The 23,330-nt window shown below is 58.4% G+C and carries 25 protein-coding genes; 8 read left to right on the top strand and 17 right to left on the bottom strand.

Annotated elements, in window-relative coordinates:
* Positions 1 to 103 precede the first annotated feature (103 nt).
* Entirely contained in the window at positions 104 to 994 is an 891-nt protein-coding gene (locus AADJ11_RS05130) for a hydrogen peroxide-inducible genes activator (protein WP_341233456.1), read from the top strand.
* A 2-nt stretch (positions 995 to 996) separates the two neighbouring features.
* Here AADJ11_RS05130 and yacG read toward each other — a convergent pair whose 3' ends face one another.
* From yacG to AADJ11_RS05105, 5 genes are all read right to left on the bottom strand, one after another.
* On the bottom strand, positions 997 to 1,188 hold the full coding sequence (gene yacG, locus AADJ11_RS05125) for a DNA gyrase inhibitor YacG (protein WP_341233455.1): 192 nt from the start codon (positions 1,186 to 1,188) through the stop codon (positions 997 to 999).
* On the bottom strand, positions 1,185 to 2,207 hold the full coding sequence (locus AADJ11_RS05120; RefSeq protein ID WP_341233454.1) for a ribonuclease E/G: 1,023 nt from the start codon (positions 2,205 to 2,207) through the stop codon (positions 1,185 to 1,187). Before AADJ11_RS05120 ends, yacG begins: the two co-directional genes overlap by 4 nt.
* Positions 2,204 to 2,782, bottom strand: a complete 579-nt coding sequence (locus AADJ11_RS05115) for a Maf family protein (protein ID WP_341233453.1) — start codon at positions 2,780 to 2,782, stop codon at positions 2,204 to 2,206. The genes AADJ11_RS05120 and AADJ11_RS05115 overlap by 4 nt, the downstream gene beginning before the upstream one ends.
* A gap of 51 nt (positions 2,783 to 2,833) precedes the next feature.
* The gene (infA, locus tag AADJ11_RS05110) at positions 2,834 to 3,052 is read right to left on the bottom strand and encodes a translation initiation factor IF-1 (protein WP_005851736.1); all 219 of its coding nucleotides are present in this window, start codon (positions 3,050 to 3,052) and stop codon (positions 2,834 to 2,836) included.
* A gap of 81 nt (positions 3,053 to 3,133) precedes the next feature.
* Positions 3,134 to 4,009: a carbon-nitrogen hydrolase family protein gene (locus AADJ11_RS05105; RefSeq protein ID WP_341233452.1), complete on the bottom strand. Its 876-nt coding sequence runs from the start codon at positions 4,007 to 4,009 to the stop codon at positions 3,134 to 3,136.
* Between the two features lie 180 nt (positions 4,010 to 4,189).
* On the opposite strand from AADJ11_RS05105, the gene AADJ11_RS05100 reads away from it, so the two are divergent.
* Both AADJ11_RS05100 and AADJ11_RS05095 read left to right on the top strand, forming a co-directional pair.
* Entirely contained in the window at positions 4,190 to 5,155 is a 966-nt protein-coding gene (locus AADJ11_RS05100; protein ID WP_341233451.1) for a LysR family transcriptional regulator, read from the top strand.
* A gap of 29 nt (positions 5,156 to 5,184) precedes the next feature.
* The gene (locus AADJ11_RS05095; protein ID WP_341233450.1) at positions 5,185 to 5,907 is read left to right on the top strand and encodes an NAD-dependent deacylase; all 723 of its coding nucleotides are present in this window, start codon (positions 5,185 to 5,187) and stop codon (positions 5,905 to 5,907) included.
* Between the two features lie 29 nt (positions 5,908 to 5,936).
* Here the strand turns inward: AADJ11_RS05095 and AADJ11_RS05090 are convergent, their stop codons facing one another.
* The 3 genes from AADJ11_RS05090 to rpmB form a co-directional block, all read right to left on the bottom strand.
* On the bottom strand, positions 5,937 to 6,458 hold the full coding sequence (locus AADJ11_RS05090) for a copper chaperone PCu(A)C (RefSeq protein ID WP_341233449.1): 522 nt from the start codon (positions 6,456 to 6,458) through the stop codon (positions 5,937 to 5,939).
* 41 nt (positions 6,459 to 6,499) lie between these two features.
* Entirely contained in the window at positions 6,500 to 6,844 is a 345-nt protein-coding gene (locus AADJ11_RS05085) for a hypothetical protein (protein WP_341233448.1), read from the bottom strand.
* Between the two features lie 99 nt (positions 6,845 to 6,943).
* Entirely contained in the window at positions 6,944 to 7,243 is a 300-nt protein-coding gene (gene rpmB / locus AADJ11_RS05080; protein WP_341233447.1) for a 50S ribosomal protein L28, read from the bottom strand.
* Between the two features lie 188 nt (positions 7,244 to 7,431).
* On the opposite strand from rpmB, the gene AADJ11_RS05075 reads away from it, so the two are divergent.
* Positions 7,432 to 8,127 carry a CDP-alcohol phosphatidyltransferase family protein gene (locus tag AADJ11_RS05075; RefSeq protein ID WP_341233446.1) on the top strand — a complete coding sequence of 232 codons (696 nt, stop codon included), beginning with the start codon at positions 7,432 to 7,434 and terminating at the stop codon, positions 8,125 to 8,127.
* A 61-nt stretch (positions 8,128 to 8,188) separates the two neighbouring features.
* Here the strand turns inward: AADJ11_RS05075 and AADJ11_RS05070 are convergent, their stop codons facing one another.
* The 5 genes from AADJ11_RS05070 to AADJ11_RS05050 all read right to left on the bottom strand — a co-directional run bounded on the left by AADJ11_RS05070 (position 8,189) and on the right by AADJ11_RS05050 (position 14,708).
* Positions 8,189 to 8,602: a methylated-DNA--[protein]-cysteine S-methyltransferase gene (locus AADJ11_RS05070; protein WP_341233445.1), complete on the bottom strand. Its 414-nt coding sequence runs from the start codon at positions 8,600 to 8,602 to the stop codon at positions 8,189 to 8,191.
* 73 nt (positions 8,603 to 8,675) lie between these two features.
* Positions 8,676 to 11,591, bottom strand: a complete 2,916-nt coding sequence (gene ileS / locus AADJ11_RS05065; protein ID WP_341233444.1) for an isoleucine--tRNA ligase — start codon at positions 11,589 to 11,591, stop codon at positions 8,676 to 8,678.
* A 251-nt stretch (positions 11,592 to 11,842) separates the two neighbouring features.
* On the bottom strand, positions 11,843 to 12,856 hold the full coding sequence (locus AADJ11_RS05060) for a TIGR01620 family protein (protein WP_341233443.1): 1,014 nt from the start codon (positions 12,854 to 12,856) through the stop codon (positions 11,843 to 11,845).
* Positions 12,856 to 13,299 carry a GNAT family N-acetyltransferase gene (locus tag AADJ11_RS05055; RefSeq protein ID WP_341233442.1) on the bottom strand — a complete coding sequence of 148 codons (444 nt, stop codon included), beginning with the start codon at positions 13,297 to 13,299 and terminating at the stop codon, positions 12,856 to 12,858. Before AADJ11_RS05055 ends, AADJ11_RS05060 begins: the two co-directional genes overlap by 1 nt.
* Positions 13,296 to 14,708, bottom strand: a complete 1,413-nt coding sequence (locus tag AADJ11_RS05050) for a YcjX family protein (protein ID WP_341233441.1) — start codon at positions 14,706 to 14,708, stop codon at positions 13,296 to 13,298. The genes AADJ11_RS05055 and AADJ11_RS05050 overlap by 4 nt, the downstream gene beginning before the upstream one ends.
* Before the next feature lie 93 nt (positions 14,709 to 14,801).
* Here AADJ11_RS05050 and truA point away from each other — a divergent pair, with 93 nt between their 5' ends.
* Positions 14,802 to 15,572, top strand: coding sequence for a tRNA pseudouridine(38-40) synthase TruA (gene truA / locus AADJ11_RS05045; protein ID WP_341233440.1), 771 nt, complete (start codon positions 14,802 to 14,804; stop codon positions 15,570 to 15,572).
* Here the strand turns inward: truA and gndA are convergent.
* Positions 15,569 to 16,996, bottom strand: a complete 1,428-nt coding sequence (gndA, locus tag AADJ11_RS05040) for an NADP-dependent phosphogluconate dehydrogenase (RefSeq protein ID WP_341233439.1) — start codon at positions 16,994 to 16,996, stop codon at positions 15,569 to 15,571. The genes truA and gndA overlap by 4 nt on opposite strands.
* Before the next feature lie 149 nt (positions 16,997 to 17,145).
* Between gndA and AADJ11_RS05035 the strand changes: the two genes are divergently transcribed.
* Positions 17,146 to 17,604, top strand: a complete 459-nt coding sequence (locus AADJ11_RS05035; RefSeq protein WP_341233438.1) for an NUDIX hydrolase — start codon at positions 17,146 to 17,148, stop codon at positions 17,602 to 17,604.
* 94 nt (positions 17,605 to 17,698) lie between these two features.
* Entirely contained in the window at positions 17,699 to 19,180 is a 1,482-nt protein-coding gene (locus tag AADJ11_RS05030; protein WP_341233437.1) for an inorganic phosphate transporter, read from the top strand.
* Here the strand turns inward: AADJ11_RS05030 and AADJ11_RS05025 are convergent.
* From AADJ11_RS05025 to AADJ11_RS05015, 3 genes are all read right to left on the bottom strand, one after another.
* Positions 19,177 to 20,163, bottom strand: coding sequence for a 2-dehydropantoate 2-reductase (locus tag AADJ11_RS05025; RefSeq protein WP_341233436.1), 987 nt, complete (start codon positions 20,161 to 20,163; stop codon positions 19,177 to 19,179). The genes AADJ11_RS05030 and AADJ11_RS05025 overlap by 4 nt on opposite strands.
* Complete coding sequence (argF, locus tag AADJ11_RS05020) at positions 20,163 to 21,068, bottom strand: ornithine carbamoyltransferase (protein ID WP_341233435.1); 906 nt, start codon at positions 21,066 to 21,068, stop codon at positions 20,163 to 20,165. Before argF ends, AADJ11_RS05025 begins: the two co-directional genes overlap by 1 nt.
* 74 nt (positions 21,069 to 21,142) lie before the next feature.
* Positions 21,143 to 22,318, bottom strand: a complete 1,176-nt coding sequence (locus tag AADJ11_RS05015; RefSeq protein ID WP_341233434.1) for an aspartate aminotransferase family protein — start codon at positions 22,316 to 22,318, stop codon at positions 21,143 to 21,145.
* 427 nt (positions 22,319 to 22,745) lie between these two features.
* Here AADJ11_RS05015 and AADJ11_RS05010 point away from each other — a divergent pair, with 427 nt between their 5' ends.
* Positions 22,746 to 23,321, top strand: a complete 576-nt coding sequence (locus AADJ11_RS05010) for a GcrA family cell cycle regulator (RefSeq protein ID WP_341233433.1) — start codon at positions 22,746 to 22,748, stop codon at positions 23,319 to 23,321.
* The last annotated feature ends 9 nt before the right edge of the window (positions 23,322 to 23,330 follow it).

Raw genomic sequence — 23,330 nt, 5'->3', positions numbered from 1 at the left:
AATTCAGCAAGATGGGTCCGGCGTCACCGCTTAGGCGCAGTCCTACACCATCCTGAACATTAAGAAAAATTGCATTTTCTAATCACCGTGATAATCAGGGGTTATGGAGATAACGATCAAACACTTACGCTATTTCGAAGCATTGGCCCGGCACCATCACTTTGGCCGGGCGGCCGATGATTGCGGTATTTCGCAGCCCGCCTTATCCGTACAGATCAAAGCGTTGGAAGACATGGTCGGCACGCCGCTGGTTGAGCGGTCTGCAAAACAGCTGCGCCTGACGGGGTTTGGTGAAACCTTTGTCGCGCGCGCGCGAGAAATACTGCAGTCCATGGATGAGCTGGGCGATCTGGCGCGCGCCTCGCACAGCCCGCTGATCGGGCGGTTGCGGTTTGGGATTATACCGACGGTCGCCCCTTATTTTCTGCCCCGCTTCATCAAATGCATCTCCCAAGATTACGCTGGGTTAGATCTGCGCCCACGTGAAGCCGTCACACAAAAACTGATTGAGGGGCTGTTGGGCGGGCAGCTAGACACGGCCATCGTGGCCCTACCGATATCAGAGCCGACCTTGCACGAAGAGGTACTACTCGACGAGGAATTCGTACTGGTGCGCCAGATCGAAGACCAAAACAAACCCGTGCCAAATTCCCAATTGCTGCGCGAAATGCGCCTGTTGTTGCTGGAAGAGGGGCATTGCTTTCGCGATCAGGCGCTGTCCTATTGCAGCATGCCATCCGCCGTCCCGCGTGACTTGATGGAGGGGAGTTCCCTATCGACATTGGTTCAGATGGTCAGCGCGGGGATCGGGGTGACGCTTATTCCCGATATGGCCGTGCCGATTGAAACCCGTTCAGCCGAAGTATCCATCGCGCGCCTGCCCCCACCGCGTCCGTCGCGGACGATTGGGATGGTGTGGCGTAAAACAAACCCGCTAGCCGGGCAGTTGAAACATATCGCGCAAACCGTCCGCGAGACCTGCTTGCCCGCGTAAACTTAGTGGGGCTTTGGTGGCGTGTTCAATGCTTCTTCGACCGCATCAATCGCGGCCTCGACGTCTTCGGGGTCGCGGCTTGGCGTCGCATAGCTGCCGTTCAGCCATTTGGCCAAATCAATGTCGGCACAGCGGCGCGAACAAAACGGGCGATAGGCGGGCGACGTGTCGTCAGAACAGATCGGGCAGCTCACTTTAGAACCTCGGCTATGGGCAGGCGTGCGCGTTTGCGTTGCAGTTCATAGTGACCCAAAGGCGTCCACCCGATCAAGGTGGTTTCAACATCATCTGTACGGAATGCCTGACGCAAGGCGGTCTCGAACGGGCGGCGGTCTTTCTTGGGCATGGGGGCGAGATCAAGGGTGATTTGTCCGCCCAAACCGCGCAGACGCAACGCGCGAGGCAAGGCGCGGGCGCAGGACATATTGGCTTTAATACCAGCAGCAAGCGACACATCAGCGCCAGTGTTTACATCGACGGCGACCAAGGCACGGGTCGGTTCGACATACATCGACGCACCGCCCTCAAGCTGAACACGCGGCTGCCGTAAGTCTTCAACATCGTCCAGCACACCGTGAGCGTCAAAGCTGCCCGGTTCAGTCACGACATCGGCAGGGGCCACCCAGTCGCGCCACGCCAGAATATGCGGGCCATCACCTTCGGCAAGCAGTTCCATCTCTGTCGCCTCATCGCCCAACACTTTGTCGGCGAGGGTCAGCATCGCATCAATGTCATCGGCAATGTCATCGCCATCCGCACCCGCGCAAGACGACCGCAAAATCAGGCCATGGGTCGCGCCTTGGGCGGCCTCGTGGGCAACCTCAAGCAGGCGGTCGCGTTCTTCCTCGTCTCGGATGGACCGCGAGATATTGGTGCCAGGTGCGCCGGGCGTCACAATCGCGTAACGGCTTTTGAACAAAACCTTTTGCGTAACGGGGATCGCCTTGCCGGGTTCCGCATAGCCAGACACCTGAACCAAAATCGGCTGACCGGGGGCCAGCCCTTTGATCTGGCGCAAGAACGCAGACCCGTCGGGCGTTTTCAGGAACATACCGCCCTGCCCTTTGACGGGACGGTCAGCAATCGCACGGTAAATCGTACCGGGGCGCGGGCCATCGCTGTCGACCAACAGATCGTCCAGCTTGCCATCCACCATCAACGCGGCGGCCTCGACCTCGCCCAGATGGTCCAGAATGATCGTACGACCTTTCATGATGTCTCTCCGTCAAAGATATAGCCCGCTGCGCGCAGCAGGTTTGCGGTTTCGGCAAGGGGCAAGCCCACGATACCGGTAAATGATCCGCTGATCCACGGGATCAACGCGCCTGCGGGGCCTTGGATACCATAGCCGCCGGCCTTGCCCTGCCAATCGCCGGTGGCAAGATAGGCGGCCAGCTCGGCATCCGACAGCCGCTTCATACGTACGGTACTGACCACGTCGCGTTCCCACAGCTTGTCGCCGCGTTTCACCGCGACGGCTGTGATCACCTTGTGACGCCGCCCCGACATCAGCCGCAAAAAACTGGCGGCTTCCTCGGCGTTTTCGGGTTTGCCCAGAATACGGCGACCAACGGCAACGGTGGTATCGGCGCAAAGCACGATATCATCGGGGCCAGCGGGCACTGCCGCCACCTTTTCACGGGCCATGCGCGCGCAATAGGGGCGCGGCAATTCGGCTTTTTGCGGGGTTTCATCGATGTCGGGCGCGCGAATATCATCGGCCACAACGCCAATCTGCGCCAGCAATTCCTTGCGGCGCGGACTGCCTGATCCGAGGATAAAGGTCATATGCAAACCCAAAGCGCCAACCGCGAACCCGCAGGTTCTCGGTAAAGCACGTTATTTAAAGCGATAATTGATCCGGCCTTTGCTCAGATCATAGGGGGTCATTTCCACCTGTACTTTGTCGCCTGCCAGAACACGAATGCGGTTTTTGCGCATTTTGCCTGCCGTATGTGCGATAATCTCATGGCCGTTTTCAAGCTCGACCCGGAATGTCGCATTCGGCAGGAGTTCCTTGACGATACCGGGGAATTCGAGCGTGTCTTCCTTAGCCATGGTCTCTCCTTGAACACTTTGCCCTGCAAATGCAGAGCGCAGGCTTAAATGGGCGCAATTTTCCCTTTTTTCAAGACCTATTCACAGCAACGACGTGTTTATCGCCACGCTATCGCGGCCAGCCTGATCTGCCCAGTGCCTGCGGTTCAACACAACCCCATCGGCGCGCACATTGGCGATTTGCACTATATCCACCTCGGCATAGGTCCAACCGGGCACGTTGATCTGCGCCGCAGCCAGCACACCCGTGGATGGAAACCCGACGTCAGGTGGGCAAAAAATGCCCCCCGCCCCATAGGAATCGCCCAAAGCGTCGGACCAATCAGCGGGGCCGACACAAGACGACATGGCCGTGATGCACTGATTCTCAAGAGCGCGGGCCATGGACCCGATGCGCACGCGCCAATAGCCGGCCAACGCTTCGGTCACGCTGGGCACCGCGATGATATCGCAATCGGCCAGCGCACGGCCCAAAAGCGGGAATTCACTGTCGTAGCAGATCAAGATACCGATCTTGCCAATCGCCGTCTCGAAAACCTGCAAGGGGTTGCCGCCGACCACGCCCCAAACCTCGCGTTCAAAACGGGTCATAATTTGCTTGTCCTGAACGCCAATTTTACCATCTGGTGTAATTAACCGTGCGCGGTTCACGGGCCGTGTGGCCGTTGCTGCGGGTGCCGATGCTGCAACGATGTGGACCCCATATTCAGCCGCCAGCCGCTGGTGCAGCACATCGGCGTCGGGCAAACGATCAGACACGGCAAATAGCGACGCCTCAAGATCGCCTGCAACGTCCAGCCCTGCCAGCGTGGCCAGTTCCATCGCGCCATATTCGGGAAAAACCAACAGATCGGCCCCGTTCCCAGCGGCGGTTGCGACCCAATTGGCCAGCTTGTCTTCGTAATGGGCCCAACTTGTCAGGATATCTTGGGTGTAGGCGGCTGTGGCTATTTTCATCACTTGGGTCTCTGTCAGGTTTCGCGGTAATCGTGCGCTTGTTCTGCAGCCGCTTCAATGGTCAAATGACCCGAGTCGATCTATTTTGATTTCCTGAAACTATCGGCACGACAAAGCCAGCCAGCAACGATCCATCCAAAAGCGTTTTTGAAAACTGAAAACTGCCAAAAGGCGACTACGATGTTCAAAAAAGGTGTAACACTGCGCGGCATCGAAGTGTTCGAGGCATTGGCCAGCACGGGGTCCGTCGCCCAAGCCGCCGCGGCGACCGGCCTTAGCCAGCCTGCCGTCAGCCAGCAAATGACCAACCTAGAGGCCGCGATTGGCGCCCCCTTGATGGACCACAGCCGCCGCCCGATGCGCCTGACCCCGCAGGGCGACAGTTTTCTAAAACATGCAAGCGCTGCATTGGCGCAACTGCGGCTGGCGCAAACGGAACTGACGGTCATGGATCTGGCCAATCTGTCGGATCTAAGCCTCGGCGTCATTGATGATTTCGAAAACGATCTGACACCACGCCTTGCCACCATACTGGCCGACAGCATGGAAGGCTGCCGGTTTCGAATGATCACGGATGGCAGCAAGGGGTTGATACAGGCCGTTCAAGACAAAACCTTGCACATGGCCATCGCCGCCACCAGCGGGGACGCCAAGAGCGGGCTGATTGAAATCCCCCTCGCTCGCGACCCTTTCATCATTGTTGCCCCCGGCGACAATGCCGTGCCGCCTGCAGACCTGCTGTCAGGCCATGCGCCGCTGCCGTTTATCCGGTATGACGCCGATCAGATGATCGCGGAACAGATCAACAATCATCTGACACGCAACAATATCACCCTTGCTTCGCAGTTCGAGATTGGCAGCCATCTGGCGTTGATGGCCATGGTCGCACGGGGCATCGGCTGGGCGATCACAACCCCCTTTGGCTATGGCAGGGCGGAACGGTTTCACGGTGCATTGCAGGCCTATGCATTGCCTGCATCAGGGCCATCGCGGCAGATATCGCTGTTTGCCGGTGCGGATTGGACGGGCCCCGTACCGCAAAACATCGCGGACACCATGCGCCAACTGCTTCAAACCCATATGATTGCGCCCACGCTGGCGCAAATGCCATGGCTTTCCAGCAGTTTTCACACCCTCGACGGGTAATGTATGAAAGACATCGAAAGGCAGCAAAGATGAGCAAGATTGTCATTCTCACCGGTGCCGGTATTTCAGCTGAAAGCGGCATCGAAACATTCCGCGCCGAAGACGGACTGTGGGCGCAGCACCGGGTCGAAGACGTGGCCACCCCCGAAGGCTTTGCCCGCGATCCCAAGCTGGTCGTCGATTTCTATAACGCCCGCCGCAAGCAGGCGTCAGAGGTTGCGCCGAACGCCGCGCACAGGGCACTGGCCAAGCTGCAACAGTACCATGACGGCGAGGTCGTGATCGTCACCCAGAACGTGGATGATCTGCATGAACAAGGTGGGGCGGCAGCGGTGATGCATATGCACGGCGCGCTGAAATCCGCGCTTTGTGCAGCTTGTGACCATCGCTGGCCCGCGCCCATGGTGATGGCCCCCGGCGACGCCTGCCCGAAATGCCACGCCCCTGCGGCGCGGCCTGACATCGTTTGGTTCGGCGAAATGCCCTATGACATGGATGTGATTTTCGACCACCTTGCCGAGGCCGATATTTTCGCGGCAATCGGCACCTCGGGAAATGTGTATCCTGCTGCGGGGTTCGTCGCTGATGCCCGCCGCAACGGGGCGCATACGATTGAAATGAACCTTGAACGCTCGGCTGTGGGGAACCAGTTTGCGGAACACCGTACCGGCCCTGCTACTCGCATTGTCAGCGATTGGGTCGACGAATTGCTGGGCGGCTGTGTCGTGCCGAAGCGGCCAGAGTTTAGGTAGAACCCTACCCTCTGGCCGCCTGAGCGCGTTTACTCTGACGCTTTGCTGTGGCCGGAGTGATCCATGGTGCCGTGGTCCATTTTGCTATGATCCATCGCACCGTGATCAGGCTGACGCTCTTGATCGACCATGATTTCGATGTCGACCGCGCCGGCTTTTTCAAACTCAAGCGTCACATTGATCATTTCGCCCTGCTCCAACGGGCGCTTTAGCCCCATGAACATCAGGTGGTCGCCGCCGCGCTGGAAGGTGTGCGCCTCGTCGTTGGCGATCGGCACGCCGCCTTCAATCTCGCCCATACGCATCACGCCATTGGAATCCTCAGCATGTTGGTGCAGTTCGACTTTCGCAGCCACATCCGACGATGCGCCGATCAGCCGGTCATCGCTGCCTGAATGGTTCATCAGCACCATAAATGCCGCACCAGAGGTCGAGGCCGCGGTCGAGCTGCGCGCATAAGCGTCATGCACCATCATGCCTTGGGCCGCCAAAGGGCCAGCAGACAGCAGAAAAATCGCGCAAACAGCGCGGGTAAAAGAAGCAAGTTTCATTGGGTATTCCTGTATTTTGAGATGTCTAAGATAGTTTCAAATTAGACAAATACAGGGGGTGCCCGCGTATCGGGCCAGTGCTGTGGGCGAACAAATTGCCGCGCGCCGGGCTGCGATACGAATACCCGGAAAACAATCAGTTGCGCGGGCGGATCAAGAAGCGTTACGGCACCATCGACCAAGACATTCAGCGCTGCGTCAGGGCAAATATGCGGGGCCGAGGTCGGCTGACCCTCGGCATCCAGATAAATCGCGACCGGCCCCGTGCCGGTACACAGCACCATCTGCCCGGTTGCCGCAGACGCACCGCGTGCGACGGCCATGCTTTGACTGGTCAGACCCAATACCAAGGCAAGCAAGACAGCAATGAATGAACGGTTCAACATATCTCAAGCCTTAGCGCAGATGCTGCAAGGTTTCGATATGTAAAAACGACGCAACCCCGGCGGTTAAGCCAGGGTTGCATAGAAAAACTTTAGAACGTCTTAGGAAAGAGCGTCAGCAGTCGCGCTGGACTTTGCAATCGCCTTTTTCACTTTCAAAGCGTTGCCGGACAGCTCGGTGTCCTTTGCTTTGGCCATGAACTTGTCCAGACCACCGCGGTGATCGACAGTGCGCAAAGCAGCCGCAGAAATGCGGAACTTAAAGCTGCGGCCCAACGATTCGGACTGTAAGGTCACATCGTTCAGGTTTGGCAAGAACCGACGGCGCGTGCGGTTTTTGGCGTGGCTTACGTTGTTGCCCGACATCGGGCCTTTTCCGGTCAATTCGCAAACGCGCGACATGGGTTCATCCTTTTGCTACAGAGGTGTCATCGGCGATCCGACGCAACACCCGAATGGGCTGCACAAGGGCAACCCTGAAATTGGTTGTCAGGCTTTAGGCGGAATCACCAGCGGGGTCAACCCAAGGCGACGCGGTTCCTTGCGCTTTTCCTTTTGCACTTACCAGAAAGATTTGGCATCTGTGGCGCATGAGTATCCAGTCACGCGCCCTTCTTGTTCATTTGTTCACAGCAACCGGCGCGATATTCGCCATGTTGGCCATGTTAGCAGCCGCCGACCAAGAATGGGATCTGATGTTCCTATGGTTGGTTGTCGCCTTTTTCGTAGATGGAATCGATGGCCCCCTGGCCCGCAGATATAATGTAAAGACGAACGCCCCCGAGTTTGACGGGGTGCTGCTGGATCTGATCATCGATTATCTGACCTATGTGTTCATCCCCGCCTTTGCCCTGTTCAAATCCGGCCTGATGGATGGGTGGAGCGGCTGGGTCATGATCATTATCATCACCTTCGCCAGCGCCATGTATTTCTGTGACACCCGTATGAAGACAAAGGACAATTCGTTCTGGGGCTTCCCGGGGTGTTGGAACATGCTGGTGTTGGTGCTGTTCGCCCTGTCCCCCCCTTGGTGGGTCTCGCTGATCTTGGTGACATTCCTTGCCATCACCATGTTTGCACCCCTGAAATTTGTGCACCCCGTTCGGACAGAACGCTGGCGCGTTGTGACGCTACCCATGGCGCTGGCTTGGACGTTCTTTGCAGGCTGGGCGGCCTGGGTTGATTTTCACCCCGACAGCTGGGCCCATTGGGGTCTGATCCTGACCAGCCTCTATCTGACCTTTGCCGGTGTCACGCAACAGTTCCTGTACGAACGCAACCCGTAGGGTGGGTGCCAACCCACGCGTCATGGCCCACGCGTCATAACCCACACCCCGCTTAAATAATCTAAATCAGCAGCCCCGCCGCCCCTTCGTGGCGCAGCAGGGCGATTTTAGTCTCAACGCCCCCTGCCCCTGAATATCCTGTCAGGCCCTTTGCCCCCATCACACGGTGACACGGGATGATCACAGGGATGGGGTTTTGCCCGCAGGCCTGCCCCACCGCCTGCGCCGGGGCATTCAGCTCTTTCGCGATGTCGCCATAGGTACGGGTTTCGCCAAAGGGGATCGCGAACATCGCGTCACACACGGCAACAAGGAAATCGCTCCCCTCGACACGTAAGGGAAGCGTGAATTCGGTCAGCGTGCCTGCGTCAAAACCGGCCAGCTGACGGACAGCTTCCTCCAGCAAATCACTGCTGTCTTGGCTCGAAACATCACCCCAAGACAGGCGCGTGATTGCGCCTGCCTCTTCGGTCACTGTCAGGATGCCGAATTGCGTCTTTATGGACCGTTGCAGAACCACCTAGACGTATTTGGGGTGCAACCCCGGCTTAAGACATCGCATCGTCGCACCGTTTACACACGGCCGGGTGCGTATGCGTGCCAACGTCTGGCAGCACTTTCCAGCAACGCGCGCATTTCTCGCCCTCAGCCTTGGCAAAGACCACGGCGACCCCTGCCACATCATCAGATGTCCACGCCCCTTCGGGTGCGTCCCCGGTCGTCAGGGTGATCTGGCTGGTGATGCACAGATCGGCAAAGGTTTCGGGGTTGGTGATGACCTCTGCATATTCAGGCGCAAGATACACGGTCGGTGCCGCTTCCAGCGACGAACCGATCACCTTGGCTGTACGTTGTTCTTCCAACGCACCGGTGACCACGCGGCGCACTGCGCGCACCTTTTCAGCACGGGCAGCCAGCACATCATCGCGCCATTCGGCAGGCGTTTCAGGGAAGTCCTGCAAATGAACCGACGCGTCTTCGCCCCCGTGACGCTCCAACCAGACTTCCTCCATCGTGAAGACAAGAATCGGGGCTAGCCATGTGGTCAGACGGTTGTAGAGATGATCCAGCACGGTCAGCGCGGCCAGTTTGCGCGTCGTGTCACCGTCGCAATACAGCGCATCCTTGCGGATATCGAAGTAGAAGGACGACAGATCAAGCGTCGCAAATTCGAATACCGCGCGGAACACACCTTGAAAATCGAACTTGGCATAGCCTTCGCGCACAACACCATCCAGAATGGCCAGCTTGTGGAGGATCAGACGCTCCAGCTCGGGCATATCTTCAACGGCGACCGCCTTGGATTTGTCAAAATCCTTAAGCGAGCCCAGCATATAACGCATGGTGTTGCGTAAACGGCGATAGCTGTCCGCGACACCTTTCAGGATTTCATCCCCGATCCGCTGGTCTGCGGTATAATCTGTCTGCGCCACCCAAAGACGCAGGATATCCGCGCCATATTGCTGCACGATCTTTTCCGGCACGATGGTGTTGCCGATGGATTTGGACATCTTCATGCCCTTCGCATCCAGCGTAAAGCCATGCGTTACCACATTGCGGTAAGGCGCGTGGCCCGTGGTGCCAACCGATTGCAACAGCGACGAATGGAACCAGCCTCGGTGTTGGTCGGTGCCTTCCATATAAACATCCGCAATGCCGTCCTTGGTGCCATCCGGGCGGTCACGCAGAACGAAGGCATGTGTCGAGCCGGAATCAAACCACACATCCAAGATGTCGAACACTTGGTTATAATCATCGGGGTTCACGATCCCGCCCAAGAACCGCTCTTTCGCGCCGTCCTCGTACCAGACATCCGCCCCGTCCGCCTCAAACGCATCAACGATCCGTTTGTTCACTTCCGGATTGCGCAGCAGGAAGTCGGCGTCGGTCGGCAACGCGCCCTTCTTGGTGAAACATGTCAGCGGCACACCCCATGCACGTTGACGCGACAACACCCAATCGGGCCGTGCCTCCATCATCGAATGCAAACGGTTGCGGCCCTTTTTCGGGACCCAGTTGACGTTATCAATCTCGGTCAGGGCACGTTCGCGGATGGTCTTACCGAACGTATCCAACCCATCGCCAACGGGCTTGTCGATGGCCGCAAACCACTGTGCGGTGTTGCGATAGATAACCGGCGCCTTGGACCGCCACGAATGCGGATAGCTGTGCTTGATCTTGCCACGCGCCAACAGCCCGCCAACTTCGACCAGCTTGTTGATCACGGCGGTGTTCGCGTCGCCTTCCTTGCCGTTGGGCTTGAGGATCGCTTTGCCACCAAAGAACGGCAGATCCGCGCGGAACGACCCATCTTCGATCACGTTATAGGTGATCACCTGCTCCAGCATGCCCAGATCACGGTAGAGCTCGTATTCCTCAAGACCGTGGCTTGGCGCGCAATGCACAAAGCCCGTACCTTCGGTGTCAGTCACGAAATCAGCGGCGCGGAAGTCACGGATATCATCCCACTCGCCATTGCTGCCTTCGGCACCAGCCAGCGGGTGCTGTAACTTGATTTTCGCGAGATCATCTTGTGTCACATCACACAGACGGCGCACCATGGTTTCATCCAGACGCGCACGGCCAAAGACATCCATCGCCATGGCATCAGACAGAATGTAACGATCACCGATGCTGACCCAAGATTCCTCGGGGCGGCCCGTTACTTCGTACAGGCCATAGGAAATATCCTTGCCATAAACGACAGCCTTGTTGCTGGGCATGGTCCAAGGTGTCGTGGTCCAGATCACAACCTGCGCACCGTCCAACGTTGCATCGCCCGTGCCGACAACCTTGAACTTCACCCAAATGGTAAAGCTTTCCTTGTCGTGATACTCGACCTCGGCCTCGGCCAGCGCGGTTTTCTCAACCGGTGACCACATCACGGGCTTAGACCCTTGATAAAGCGTGCCGTTCATCAGGAACTTCATGAACTCCTCGGCGATCACGCGTTCGGCGTGGAAATCCATCGTCAGATACGGATCGGCCCAATTGCCGGTGATGCCCAGACGCTTGAATTCTTCGCGCTGGATGTCCACCCAACCGGCGGCAAACTTGCGGCACTCGGCGCGGAAATCATTGATCGGCACGTCGTCCTTGTTCTTGCCCTTCTGGCGGTACTGCTCCTCGATCTTCCATTCGATCGGCAAGCCGTGGCAATCCCAACCGGGGATATAGCGCGCGTCGAAACCCATCATCTGATGGCTGCGCACGATCATATCCTTGATCGTCTTATTCAACGCGTGACCGATGTGCAGATGCCCGTTCGCATAGGGCGGGCCGTCATGCAGGGTAAAGGGTGTGCGGTCCGGCTTTTCACGCAGCCGGTCATACACGCCAATATCCTCCCAGCGTGCCAGCCATTCAGGCTCGCGCTTGGGCAGGCCTGCACGCATCGGGAAATCGATCTTGGGCAGGTTCAGCGTGGATTTGTAATCAAATGTCTCTGGGGTGTCGGCGCACATAGGGGGCGTCCTTTGGCAAACGGAGTATGGGAATGGATGTTCAGGTGCGGTGCGACTATCTCGAACACCTAAGGCCCGGCGTCTCGTGGGATCAGAGCGCCGGGAAAATAATTCGAATAATGATCACGGATATCCGGCTCATGACGCGCCTTATAAGCCCCCCCATCACAAGCGACAAGCCCCTACGCCCCTCGTTCTCTGGCTCTTAAATATCCCGGGGTTTGGGGCAGCGCCCCAATCCTGAACCCCGATCAACCCTCTGCCTGTGATCCCTTGCCAAACAACCCCGACAAGGCCCGCTTGATGATACTGCGCACCTTGGGTCTACGTCCTTGAGAAAACGGCATCGGGCGGCACACCTCCATAGCGGCAACACCAACCCGTGCCGTCAACGCGCCGTTCACCAGCCCCTCGCCAAAGCGCCGCGACAGCTTGGCCAATATCGTACCGCCAAGGATCGGCTCCAGCATGTCATCCCCCACCGCAACAGCGCCGGTAGCGACCAGATGCGACATCACCACCCGCGTCAGCCGCCACGATCCAAAGAACCCTGATCGCCCGCCATAAATCTCGGCAATGCGGCGGATCATGCGCAGGTTGCTGGTCAGGGCTGCGACCACATCGGCCAGCGCCAGTGGCACCAATGCGGTCACCGTCGCCACCTGCCGTGCAGCGGCTTCAACCTCCCGACTAGCGGCGATGTCCAGCGGACCCAGCAATTCCGCTTCTGTCAAGGCCAGCAGGCTTTGTGCATCCAATTGATCCGCGCGCAATTCTGCCAAACGGTCGCGGCCCCAGCGGGTATCCTCGCGGCCCTGATACAGTGCGACCAACCGATCCGTCACCGATCGCGCGGCTTTCAAATCATCCTGTGCCAAGGCTTCGCCAACGTCGTGGTGCAACCCGTCCAACCGTGCCAACCGGCTGAACGCCGCAAGTTCGCGCAGGCACAGCAATGCGAGCACCACCAGCAACGCGCCAATCAACACGGTCATCGCCATCCCGATCACCGGATAGCTGGCCATCAACCCCGCGACAAAATTCCATGCGGTGATCGACACCAATGCGCCGATAAATGCCGTCAGCAACCACCAGAACAGCTTGACCAGTTTCGACGGTTTGCGCGCCCCTAGTCGCGCGGCAATTTGCATCGCTTGGCCCTGCGGTGCAGGCGCGCCGACATCGGGCACGGGCGGCGCTTCGGAGACTGACGGACGCGGGGCGACGTCTTCCTCAAGATCAAACAATACCGGGCCCTTGGCCATCACACAGTCTCCCGTTGCCATTCGTATTGAATATCCGGCAAGCGTTCATCATTGCCGCTGCCATCCGTGCGCTGCACTTCGACAAACCCGTGACGCAGGTAAAACCGCTGCGCCCCTTCATTGGCCTGAAACGTCCACAATTCCAAACGGTCCACCACGCTTTGCGCATGGTGCAACAATGCCGCCCCAACGCCCTGCCCGCGCTTATCTGCAGCCACATAAAGTGCATCCAGATCGTCGCCATTCCTTGCGCAGAACCCGATCACCGTGCCGTTATCCTCGGCCACATGGACCCGTCCCAGATCAATCATACGCGCCGCATGTGAGATATCTTCGGCGCGGGTATGAATGCGCGGCATCCAATCCGATGTATCCACGAATTCCGACAGGATCGCGCCCACAGCCCCGGCGTCCAAGTCGCGTGCCATACGCAAATTGGTCACAGCCGGTCCCCGATCAGAAACTCGGCCGCGCGGTCCAGCCGGATATGGGGCGGCCCGTCGCCGGGTCGCAGGTTTAGTTTCGCCGGGGCAAAACGCATTATCTGGTAATCCTGATCCAACCATTTTTCTGCACCCGCCCGCGCGGGGCTGAGCAGATGCGCGGGGTCTTTGGGCAACTCGCCGGGATAGAACGCCGCCTCTTTTCCGGTCTCAAGCAGACAGCCGCGCACAACATCCAAGGTTTCACCATCATGCTGCATCGACGCTTCGGTCGTGGCGCGCAGGGATGCCAGCGACATGGCAGAGGTCGCAGCCCCCGCAAACCGCGCACGATCACGGGCGTCGCGGGTCAAGGCCTCCATAATCGCGGTCAGGCTGGGATGCTGGGAATGGTGCAGATGATCGGCCTTGGTCGCGGCGAACAGAATTTTCTCGACCCGTTTCCCGCGCAGGATTTGCGTCAGGAACCCGTTGCGCCCGGGTCTAAAACTGCTCAGAATTTCGGTCATCGCGGCGCGTAGGTCTTCGACGGCACGGGGGCCCTGATTGATCGCGCCTAGCGCATCGACCAGCACGACTTGGCGGTCGATCTTGGCAAAATGATCGCGGAAAAACGGTTGCACGACTTTGCGTTTATACGCCTCGAACCGCCGTGCCATTTCGCGCAGCAGCGATCCGCGGGGGCCACCCTCGCCGGGCAGGGGCGCAAAGGTCAGCACCGGCGATCCGGCCAGATCACCGGGCAGCAAAAACCGCCCCGGCGTGCAGTCGGAATAGCCATTGGCCCGCGCCTCTTGCAGATACCCGGCAAAGCTGGCGGCAAGCGCCTGCGCCGTGGGCTCATCAAGGGCCGCCTGCGCATTCGTGCCTGCAACCAGCGCGCGGTAGGCCTCTGCCTCGTCGCGCCCCTCGATCCGTTTGAGGACCTGCGCAGACCATTGCGTATAATCCACGTCCAGCAGTGCCAGATCCAGCAGCCATTCGCCGGGGTAGTCCACAATATCCAGATGGATCGTGCGCGGCCCCTGAAACCCTGCGAGCAGGCCGTTCGGGCGCACGCGCAAGGATAGGCGCAGTTGCGATATCGCGCGGGTGCTTTCTGGCCAATGGGGCGTGGGGCCGGTCAAAGCGGCAAGGTGGTTTTCATACTCAAAGCGCGGCACCGTATCGTCTGGCTGGGGCTGCAAAAACGCGGCCTCGATCCGCCCTTCGGATGCGGCGAGCAATCCCGGCATACGACCACGGTCCAGCAGGTTCGCCACCAGCGAGGTGATAAAAACCGTCTTGCCCGACCGCGCCAGCCCGGTGACGCCCAAACGGATGACGGGTTCAAAGAACGCTTCTGACACGCCGTCTTGAACGTTTTCCACCTGCCGCCAAATACCATCGGCAATTCTTGAGAGTACCAAAGCCTGCGCCCGCCCTTACCTTACTGTTGAAAGTGAACATAAGCACGGGGTGCAGGGATTGCCAGAAGCCACCACCCACGCTAAGCCCGCGCCATGTATCGCTATGCCCTGAAAATCGAATACCACGGCGCGCCCTTTCACGGGTGGCAACGCCAGAACGACGTGCCCTCGGTTCAGGGCGTGATCGAGGCTGCGCTGGCCAAGATCGAACCCCGCGATCACAACATCGCAGCGGCGGGCCGCACTGACAAAGGCGTTCACGCAATAGCACAGGTCGCCCATTGCGATATGGAACGTGACTGGACCCCGTTCAGATTGGCCGAAGCGTTAAACTATCACATGAAGCCTAATCCGGTGGCGATTGTGGACTGTGTGCAGGTCGATGACACATTCCACGCCCGTTTTTCCGCTCAAGAGCGGCGGTATTTGTTTCGTATCCTCGTGCGCCGCGCGCCGGTGGCCCTGCAGGCGGGGCTGGTCTGGAATGTGAAAAAGCCGCTTGATCTGGATGCTATGCGCGAAGGGGCAAGCCATCTGCTGGGCAAGCATGATTTCACGACATTCCGGTCGACGATTTGCCAATCCGTGACGCCAGTCAAAACCGTTGACCGTCTGGACATGACATTGGTGGACACCCCTGTGGGCCCCGAACTGCATTTCGATGTGCGTGCACGGTCGTTCTTGCACAACCAAGTCCGCAGTTTTGTTGGCACGCTGGAACGGGTCGGCGCAGGGTCCTTGCGCCCCGAAGACGTCAAAACCATGCTTGAGGCGCGCGACCGTCAGGCCTGCGGGCCGGTATCACCGCCCCATGGGTTGTACCTGTCCCATGTCGGATATCCCGTGGATCCGTTCGCGGGTTAGGTTTTGGCGATCGGTGCCCAGTCGCCGTGATGTGACCCGTCTTGATCCAGACGTTCAAACCCATGCGCACCAAAGAAATCACGTTGCGCTTGGATCAGGTTCGCGGTGCCCCGCCCGCGTCTGATGCTGTCATACCACGCCAAAGACGCGCCAAGCGCAGGCACTGCCACACCAGACAACACAGCCGCCGCGACGACCCGCCGCAACGCCCCGATTGATCCGTCCAGCAGATCGCGAATAGCAGGGGCAAGGATCAGTTCGCCGCCGGGCAGTTCACTGCGGAATGCGGTCGCGAAATCATCCAAAAGGGCCGACCGGATGATACATCCTGCACGCCAAATCTCGGAAATGCGCGCCATGTCCAAGTCCCACACAAATTCGTCAGATGCCGCGGCTAAAACGCGAAAGCCCTGCGCATGGCCGATGATACGTGCAGCCAGCAAGGCCTGTTGCAGGTCATCCGCATCCGGCATTGGTGTCGTTTGCGCGTTCGCCGCCAACAGCGGTTCGGCGATCTGGCGGGTTTTCTTTTCGCTCGACCAGCCGCGCGCGCCCACGGCTGCCTCGATTGTGCTCGCCGATTGGCCCAGTTTCAGCGCCTCGATCAATGTCCAGCGGCCCGTGCCTTTCTGGCCCGCTTGGTCCTTGATCACATCGACAAGAGGGCTGCCCGTGGCGGCATCCGTAGTTTGCAAAGCTGCCGCCGACACCTCGATCAGATAGGAACTTAGCCGCCCGTTTTGCCAGCTTTCAAACAGACGTCCAATGTCGGCTGCGTCTTGCCCGCCCGCGTCGCGCAAAATGCCGTAAACCTCTGCGATCATCTGCATATCCGCGTATTCAATGCCGTTGTGCACAGTTTTGACGAAGTGGCCCGCACCGTCGGGGCCCAAATGATCGACGCAAGGCTCCCCTTCGAATTTGGCGGCGATGGCTTCGACCATGGGGCGCATGTGTTGCCAGCTTTCTTTGGTGCCGCCCACCATAATCGACGGGCCATGTCGTGCGCCCTCTGCCCCGCCGGAAACACCCATGCCAACAAAATGGCATCCGGTCTTTTCAACCGTAGTGGACCGCCGTCTGGTGTCATGGAAATCAGCGTTGCCGCCATCGATGATCGTGTCACCGCTGTCGAGATGCGGCAAAATCACGTCGATCATCGCATCCATTGGCGCGCCGGACGGGATCATAAACAGAATGCTACGGGGCCGCGATATCGCACCCACAAATTCAGCCAGATCAGCAGCACCGGTAAACTGCGCAGCAAGGGGGCCTGATGCCGCAATAAACGGGGCGATCCAATCCGCTTCCTTGTTGCTGACCGCCACCTTGAAGCCATGTTCGGCAAGGTTCAACGCCAACGCGCTGCCCATGGTGCCCAAGCCGAAAACCCCGATATCGGCACTGGTTTCGCGGTCTTTCATAACTATATCCCTTCCAAGGTGGCCCGCCCAAAGTGGAACGCACAGCGCGCAGCCGCAAGGGGCCAAATCCTAAGAAATTGATTCCTTTTACAAATTCGTTTACAACTTAGGGATAAAAACCAAAAAACGATCTATTGGCAGGTAATAAAATGATGCACGTATTAAAACGCGCATGGGATGAAATGTTTCTTCCTATGTGGCAGCGCCCGAAACGGCTGCAAGTGGCAGCGCTATGCTATCGCGAGACCAGCAAAGGCAAACAGGTACTGTTGATCACAAGCCGTGACACCGGACGGTGGATCGTGCCAAAGGGTTGGCCCGTTGACGGGCTTGATGGCGCCGAAGCCGCCCTGCAAGAAGCGTGGGAAGAAGCCGGTGTTTCAAAGGCCGATATCGAAAGCGACCCAATCGGGTATTACGATTATGACAAACGTCTGGATCACGGGTTAACCACACCTGTAAACGCGCAAGTATACCTGACGCGCGTCCGGAACCTTGAAGACAAATACCCAGAGGTAAATGAACGCAAACGCAAGTGGTTTGCGCCCGCAGAGGCGGCAGAGCTGGTGGACGAACCGGACCTGCAGGATATTCTGCGCTCGCTTTGATCTTTTCTGCGTTGGCTGCGCGGTCCTTCGGCGCAGACTTGTATAGCTGTCCCGTTTCTGGCAGGACGCGCCAATTGTATTGATTGGAGCAGCTATGAGTGACGCGCCAAAAGGCCAGCAATGGAAGACGCTAGACACTGATCTGCACCGTATTTCGCGGGTGGAACAAGCCGCAACCTATGCCGCCCGCCCGATGGTCGGTTTTGGGATTGCGCTGGCATTTATCGTATTCGCTGCGCTTTCTGCGGGCATTTTCCTTGGCTATTCGTCCTCTACTTACGTGGTTATCGCCGCTGCCGCCTTTGGTGCCTATATGGCCGTCAATATCGGGGCCAATGACGTTGCCAACAATATGGGCCCCGCCGTCGGTGCCAAAGCACTAAGCATGGGCGGTGCCATTCTGATCGCCGCCATCTGCGAAAGCGCCGGCGCGCTGCTGGCAGGGGGCGATGTTGTATCGACCATTTCAAAGGGGATTATTGACCCGACATCGGTTGCAGATGCGCAGGTGTTTATCTGGGCGATGATGGCCGCGCTGATCTCCTCCGCACTATGGGTGAATTTGGCCACATGGGTCGGTGCGCCTGTATCCACAACCCATTCCGTAGTCGGGGGCGTGTTGGGCGCGGGCATCGCTGCCGCGGGCCTGACGGCTGTGAATTGGTCATCGATGAGCATGATCGCCGCAAGCTGGGTCATCTCGCCCGTCTTGGGTGGCGTCGTTGCCGCCGGGTTTCTGGCGCTGATCAAAGCAAAAATCCTGTACCAAGAAGACAAGATCGCCGCATCACGCCGCTGGGTCCCGATTTTAGTTGGCGTCATGGCGGGCGTTTTCGCCACCTATCTGTCGCTTAAGGGTCTGAAAAAGATCGTGCATATCGACATGGGCATGGCGCTGTTCATCGGCTTGGTTCTGGGGATCGTGGCCTATGCCGTGTCGCGCCCCGCTATTTTCCGCGCTTCTGTAGGCATGGAAAACCGCAACAAATCCGTAAAGATATTGTTCGGCCTGCCGTTAGTGTTTTCAGCCGCATTGCTCAGCTTTGCGCATGGGGCCAACGACGTCGCCAATGCGGTTGGCCCCCTGGCCGCGATTGTCCACGCGTCCGAGTTTGGTGGTTTCGAAGCCAAAGTATCCATTCCCACATGGGTCATGGTGATCGGTGCCTTTGGCATCTCGTTCGGGCTGTTTTTGTTCGGACCAAAGCTGATCCGCATGGTCGGCAGCCAGATTACCAAGCTGAACCCGATGCGCGCTTATTGCGTGGCATTGTCGGCGGCCATCACCGTGATTGTGGCGTCGTGGTTGGGGTTGCCCGTCAGTTCGACCCATATCGCGGTCGGCGGCGTCTTTGGCGTTGGGTTTTACCGCGAGTGGCATATGGAACGACGCTTGCGCGGCCCCGATGCCACCATTGTCCGGGTCAAACGCATCGCCGTCGAAGAACGCCGCCGCCGCAAGCTGGTACGCCGGTCGCATTTCATGACCATCATTGCTGCTTGGGTGATTACCGTTCCGGCAGCGGCTACGATGTCTGCGCTTATCTTTCTCATACTGACGGCGATTGTTCACTAAATCTGAGTAGGTGTTAGGTGGGGTATCCCCTGCCCTGTCGCCTGATTGATGTGTTTCCGCACGCGTGTGCACAGCGGGGTCGGTACCGATTTTTCAGCGCCCAGCCTGACGATCACCCCTTGCAGCGCGTCGATCTCGGTCGGTTTTCCGGCCTCAAGATCATAAGACATCGACGTACGCGCCGTGGGGTCGATTGTAAGCATCTTGGCCGCGCCCCGTTGAAAGATCGGCGTAGGGAGGCGCAAAACCCAAGGGATCGACGCAGATGGCAGCGGTGTTGAGGATTTCGTTTGAATGCCATGGGCCTTGAGCACCTTTAGCGCCTCGGCCATCTGCGCGGCCATGACCAAGCGCCAAGGACGGCTGAGCAGTTGCGCCTGAAGCGTCAAACCCGACAAGGCGTTCAGCGCATTGTTCAAATTGATCAACAATTTTCCCCATTGAACGGCGGCGATGTCATTGCTGTTTTCAAACACCAGATCAGGGTGCGACAGGTGATCAGCCAAGGGCATCTTGCCCGCCTCGATCACAATGTTCCCGCTGGTGGAGCGGTGGTACGAACCGGGACCTGCAGGCACCACGTTGAACGGCACCATACCTGCGCTGACATCATGGCTGGGTAGGATATCGCGTAGGGTTTGCGCTGCCTCCAGCCCGTTTTGCAGGCTGATCACAACAGCGTCTTTGGGGGCGTTACGACCGATTTCCTGCGCCATCGCAGCAGTATCTGCCGTCTTGACCGTCACTAAAACCAGCGCCTCCGTCTGCAGACAATCTGGATCATCGGTCAGCGTCAGGTTTTCGGCGGGGACATCCACGTTTAACCCGGCAAAGTCCGTCAAATGAAGGCCATGTTCCGAGATCTGGTCCATGACGCGGCGGCGCGCAAGCAATGTCACATCATACCCGCGCGCCGCCAAAAGACCGCCCACAAAGCAACCGATCGCCCCTGCACCCGCAACGACGATGGGCTGCTTTTCCATCATTTACCCAAGCACCAGCGCATGATCGATTTCTGCGCGTGCAAGCGGTTTTCAGCCTCGTCAAAGATCACGGAATTGGGGCCATCCATAACCGCGCTTGTCACCTCGTCATCGCGGTGGGCGGGCAGGCAGTGCATGAACAATGCGTCCGGTTTGGCCTTGGACATCAGCCCGTCATTGACCTGATAACCGCGCAATTGGTTGTGCCGACGTTCGCGCGCCGATTGCGGGTCATGCATGGAAACCCATGTGTCGGTGACCACCAGATCGGCACCCTCGACCGCTTTGTTCGGGTCACGTTCGGTGGTGTAGAGACCGTTCAAGGCGGCCTCAGGATCCAAGGTCGGCGGGCCGGTAAAGACCAGCTCGAAGTCAAAGCTTTTGGCCGCATGGGCAAAGCTGGCAAAGACATTGTTGCCGTCGCCGGACCAGACGACCTTTTTCCCTTTGATCGGGCCGCTGTGTTCCTCGAACGTCATGATATCGGCCATGATCTGGCAAGGATGCGTGCGGTTGGTCAGCCCGTTGATCACGGGCACGGTAGCGTATTCGGCCATTTCCAAAAGCGTCGCTTCTTCGAAGGTGCGGATCATGATCAAGTCGACATAGCGCGACAGAACACGTGCCGTGTCGGCGATCGTCTCGCCGTGACCCAGTTGCATATCCGCGCCGGACAGCACCATGGTTTGGCCGCCCATCTGGCGCACGCCCACATCAAAGCTGACGCGGGTACGTGTTGATGGCTTTTCAAAGATCAGCGCGACCATATGGTCTTTGAGCGGTTGTTCATCGTCAGGCGCACCGCGTGGACGCCCCTGGCGATTGGCCTTCATCGCGGCGGCGCTGTCGATGATACCGCGCAGATCAGCGGGGTCGGTTTGGTGGATGTCTAGAAAATGTTGCATAGGTTATTCTTCTGTTTGAAAGGACGGGGGGCCAGCCCCCCGAACCCCCCGGAGTTTATTTGGCAAAATGAAGATCAGGCAGAGGTCAGGCTGCTGGCGGTTTTATCGAGCCGCGCGATCGCTTCCGCGATCTCTTCATCGGTGATTGTCAGAGGTGGAAGCAGGCGGATCACGTTGTCGGCAGCCGGTACGGTGACGATTTCATGTTTATAGCCGGCAGCGACCACATCGCTGTTCGTTGCTTTGCATTTAAGGCCCAGCATCAGCCCGTTGCCACGCACGGCTTCGAAGACATCGGGATGGTTGGCAACTAGACCTTCGAGCTTTTGACGGATCATGCCAGCCTTGCGGTTGACCTCGTCCAGAAAGGCCGGATCGCCGATGATATCAATGACCGCGTTGCCGACGGCGCAGCCCAGCGGGTTACCGCCATAGGTGGACCCGTGGGTGCCCGCCGTCATGCCTGATGCCGCGTCTTCGGTGGCCAGCACAGCGCCCAAGGGGAAGCCACCACCGATGCCTTTGGCAACCATCATGATGTCCGGTGTGATGCCTGCCCATTCATGCGCAAAAAGCTTGCCCGACCGGCCAACGCCGCATTGCACCTCGTCCAGGATCAGCAGGATGCCGTGTTCATCGCACAGCGCGCGCATGTCTTTCAGGGCTTGATCCGGCACAGGGCGAATACCGCCTTCACCTTGGATCGGTTCGATCATAATCGCGGCAGTATTATCTGTAATCGCAGCCTTGAGCGCGTCGTCATCGCCAAACTCAAGATGTATGAACCCTGGCAGAAGCGGGCCAAACCCTTTGATCATTTTCTCGGAACCCGCCGCCGCAATACCTGCGGAGGAACGGCCGTGAAACGAGCCGGAGAAGGTAATAATCTCGACCCGGTCCAGCTGCCCCTTATCGTAGAAATACTTGCGCGCCATTTTCACGGCCAGTTCGCAAGATTCTGTGCCTGAGTTGGTGAAAAACACCGTGTCGGCAAAGCTGAGGTCGACGAGTTTATCGGCCAGCGCCTGCTGCTGCGGGATTTCATACAGGTTCGACGTGTGCCAAAGCTTGCCCGCCTGTTCCGTCAGCGCTGCGATCAATGCAGGGTGGGCATGACCCAGTGCATTCACAGCAATACCCGCGCCCAGATCCAGAAATCGGCGGCCATCTTCCTCGATCAGCCAGCTGCCTTCGCCTTTGACAAAGCTAAGGGGCGCACGGGAATAGGTCGGCAGAACAGATGGGATCATCGGGATCATCCTTGTGGGGTTGGCCGCATCAAAGCCACAAAAGGCCACGCGAGGCGGAAAGGGTCAATGGAATTTAAGGGGTTTTTGCGGATTATTACCGCATATGATCAAACACACCCCATAGGAGGGATGGCGAAGCTGTGGTCAGCTTTGGCGTCGTCGCGAAATATGTGCTACGCAATTGATCATGCGGTTTTGTTAATGGAATGGACCCGTATTGCATAGCGTAAATTTTACAGCCCACCTATTTTCGTTCAGTTTAAGCCAAAGAGTTCAGTTTTGATGTGGTTTTGCGGCCCCGAATAAGGACACAACCCGCCCAAATTCCGCATCGCGCCTTGCACCCAAGCTGTCAGTGATTAGTATAGGGCCTTGAGATTTTCCAAGGCGGTCCGGAATGGGGCCGCTTTTTAGCTAAGGACGCCAAATGTCTTGGACTGATGACCGCGTAGAGATTTTGAAGAAAATGTGGGGCGAGGGCCAATCGGCCAGCCAGATCGCAAAAGAACTGGGCGGCGTCACCCGTAATGCCGTGATTGGTAAGGTTCACCGCCTGGGCCTGTCGAACCGCACAACGACAGGTGCCGCAGCGCCCGCCGCCGCAGCCCCCAAGGCAGAGGCCAAGCCAAAGCCGGCACCAAAGGCTGCCGCGAAGCCAAAACCGGAACCGAAAGAAGAAGAAGTCGAGGCCGCACCTGCGCCACGGCCAAATCTGCCGGCACGTGCCAAGATTATTCCGGCGGGTCAGCCCCTGCCCCCACAGCCATCTGCAAACGAGATCAGCCCCGAGGCCTTGGCCAAGGTCAGCGAGATCGAGAAGAAGTCGAAAAAGATCGGCTTGATGGACCTGACAGAGCGGACCTGCAAATGGCCCGTTGGTGACCCCGCGACAGATGATTTCTGGTTCTGTGGTCTGCCTGTTCAACAAGGCAAACCCTATTGCGAGGCCCATGTTGGCGTGGCGTTCCAACCGATGAGCGCACGCCGGGATCGTCGCCGGTAACGGAACAAA

This window comes from uncultured Sulfitobacter sp., from assembly GCF_964021855.1.
In the GTDB taxonomy this organism is placed as follows: Bacteria; Pseudomonadota; Alphaproteobacteria; order Rhodobacterales; family Rhodobacteraceae; genus Sulfitobacter.
The sequence above is the reverse complement of the archived record's forward strand: the minus strand, read 5'-3'. Positions and strand labels throughout refer to the sequence as shown.